General features: G+C 31.6%; 4 protein-coding genes. 3 read left to right on the top strand and 1 reads right to left on the bottom strand.

All coding sequences use genetic code 11. The annotated features are described in order from the left end of the window. The 3 genes from CW357_RS17815 to CW357_RS17825 all read left to right on the top strand — a co-directional run. A partial coding sequence (locus CW357_RS17815) for a protein rep (protein WP_164489659.1) occupies positions 1 to 573 on the top strand: 573 nt, incomplete at its 5' end. A 36-nt stretch (positions 574 to 609) separates the two neighbouring features. After that, entirely contained in the window at positions 610 to 867 is a 258-nt protein-coding gene (locus CW357_RS17820) for a DUF5839 family protein (RefSeq protein WP_241155181.1), read from the top strand. A 216-nt stretch (positions 868 to 1,083) separates the two neighbouring features. Then, on the top strand, positions 1,084 to 1,509 hold the full coding sequence (locus tag CW357_RS17825; RefSeq protein ID WP_124218788.1) for a hypothetical protein: 426 nt from the start codon (positions 1,084 to 1,086) through the stop codon (positions 1,507 to 1,509). A gap of 46 nt (positions 1,510 to 1,555) precedes the next feature. Here CW357_RS17825 and CW357_RS17830 read toward each other — a convergent pair whose 3' ends face one another. After that, the gene (locus tag CW357_RS17830) at positions 1,556 to 2,170 is read right to left on the bottom strand and encodes a hypothetical protein (RefSeq protein WP_124218790.1); all 615 of its coding nucleotides are present in this window, start codon (positions 2,168 to 2,170) and stop codon (positions 1,556 to 1,558) included. Positions 2,171 to 2,714 lie beyond the last annotated feature (544 nt).

The following is a 2,714-nucleotide window of genomic DNA, read 5'->3' on the forward strand; positions in this document are numbered from 1 at the left end:
TTTAACCGTTTGATGAAATATAAAAAAGTAGACCAAAATATGATTGGCTTCATGCGATCAACAGAAGTTACCGTCAATAAAAAAGATGGTTCGTATAATCAGCACATGCATGTTTTACTTTGCGTTGAAAGTGCTTATTTTAATACAAAAGGTGCTTATTTATCACAAGAAGATTGGACAAGCCTTTGGCAAAAAGCGATGAAGTTAGATTATGTGCCAATTGTACATATAGAGGCAGTGAAAAATAAAAAACGGAACAAGAAAAAAGAGGTTACTGCGATTCAAGCAGCGGTGCAAGAAACCGCCAAATATTCGGTGAAAGATGCTGACTATCTGACTGGTAATCTAGAAAATGATTTAGAGGTTGTAAAAGATTTGGAAGAAGGTTTATACCGTAAGCGAATGATTGCATACGGTGGTTTATTGAAAAAAGTACATAAGCAGTTGAATTTAGATGATGTTGAAGAAGGTGATTTAATTCGCGTAGATGATGAGGATTCAGATATTGAGGAAAAAGCGTATTCGATTGTGGCTCGGTGGAACTGGAAAGCACAGAATTATTTCATACATTAGGAAAATTGATAAAGTTGATGATTGGAGAGGATATTGATGGAGAATAATACACTTTCAGGATTTCATATCAGAAGCAAAAAGGGCGATCCGTTGAAACTATATCCCAAAAAATATACGTGGCATATTCCTAAATATTTACGTGAATTAAACATTCAACCAGGTGATATTGTTGCTGTAGGTAAAGCGAAGTCACCTTTTTTGGTATCAGAAGTTTTTCGAGAGGAATTAGAAGATACAGGAAAACGATATAAAAGAGTTGTAGCAATTTTAGAAAAAGCATTAGTGAAAAAATGAATGGAAAAGAGATTAACTGATGGATAGATTATTTTAAAAATATTAGTCGTAATTACTAATTTGACAACTACGACATTCTATTTATGTTAGTAGTTTTGTTTGTGATTACCCCCTATACTACTAAAATTAATATAAAAAAAGAGAGCAATCAGAAGGTCTAATTAGTTTTGTAGAGAAATTAATTTAATACAAATACTAAAGGGGGATGACTTATAAATGAGTAAGATTAGAATATTCCAAACTTTTTTTCTATCTTTTATATTTATTTTAACAATTCCATTTTTCGCAGATGCAAAAGACTTTAATAGTAATGATTTAGATTTAACACCATATGGTGCAGGAAAATGGGACTATCTAGGAAAAGAAGATTATACATTTGCATACACTAAAGAAACTTTTAGCAATTCCTATATTTCAGCCGATGGTGGTAATTTTAAAATAGAAATTACATCTATACTTTATCCAACAAACACGGTTAGTGGAGTTATGTATGTTAATGGTGAACGTAAATCTTCGTCTATAGCAAGCGTTAGCAAAAATAAAGGGATTATGGAGTTTAGCGGTATTCCTAAAGGTGCCAAAGTATTTTTCTATATTTCAGTTGGGAATTATGATAGTTTTACCTTTAAATTCTATGATTAAAAAATAAAAACCATCTAACTAAAAGTAGATGGTTTTTATTTTAAATTTAATTTATTTTCCTTCCCTTTTTATCACCAACATATATATCAATAGATTTTTCATTAACAAGTTCATTAGAATATGTTTTTAAAAATTCATAAATTCCATTTTCTATTTCTTCACCAATATTTGCTGATGTTTTGTTATTTAATGTTACCAATTTGACAGATAACTTTTGAGTTGTATTATTTATATTTATTTGTTCAATTTGATTTGGATAAGTTTCAGATAAAAACTTACTTAAATTTGTATACAAATCACCTAATAAATCCAATTCTCTTTTATCTTCTTTATTTATTTTTCGACTGGTTTTGCTTTGATTAATGTTAATAGAATAATTTTTCAGTTCAGTCGATTTAATTACATCTTTTACGAGATTCTTCACCTCATCCTTTACTAAATAATAATATTCAAGGTCACCAATAATTTCTATATCTATTTGGTCTGAACTAATTTTATACGTTCCAATTTTATATTTTGGGTATGTCTTATCTTTTATATTTTTTAGTATTTTGGAAGTATCATTTTCTAATGTTTTATTTGCATAAGATTGATTAGCAAAAATAAAAATAGCCCCTAGAAATATAAATAAAATACATAAACTAAACACACTTTTTTTCATATTACCCCCCTTATGTACTAATAAAATAATATGTATAATTCTCGACAAAATATGATCTTTTTTCTTCATTACAGCCGGATTAACACAAAACCACTTCGAATTCGATTTGCTTGAAAATACCTTGTTTAAAGTAAATAAAGGAGAAGAGAAATAGATTTGGCATTAGTCAACGGTAAATGTCTGACCGAAACGAAGTGAAGGGAATTTAAGGAGTTGACTAATTGAGCTAAACCCTAACCCTCTTGGCACTGAACAAACCACGTTTGTTCCTGCCAACCGGCGAGGGCTGGAAGTTTTGAAACCTGGGTTTCAAACCGCCGGAGGCTAATGCCATCCAAGGGGCTCCCTTGGTCGTAAGTTTGAGGGGCGAAACCCTCAAGGTCTTATGCATGCTGCGGCATGCTTTGGCGATAGCCAACTAGCCTCGCAGAGCACGAAACTCTCGGATGAGAGTATATCGTGCTATACTCTTGTGTAAAAAGAGTATCTTCTCTCGGGGGTGTACGGGTTGGAATTGGCATGGAATACGCAGAAGAATCAGATG

It is taken from the genome of Rummeliibacillus sp. TYF005 (assembly GCF_003844195.1).
GTDB lineage: Bacteria > Bacillota > Bacilli > Bacillales_A > Planococcaceae > Rummeliibacillus.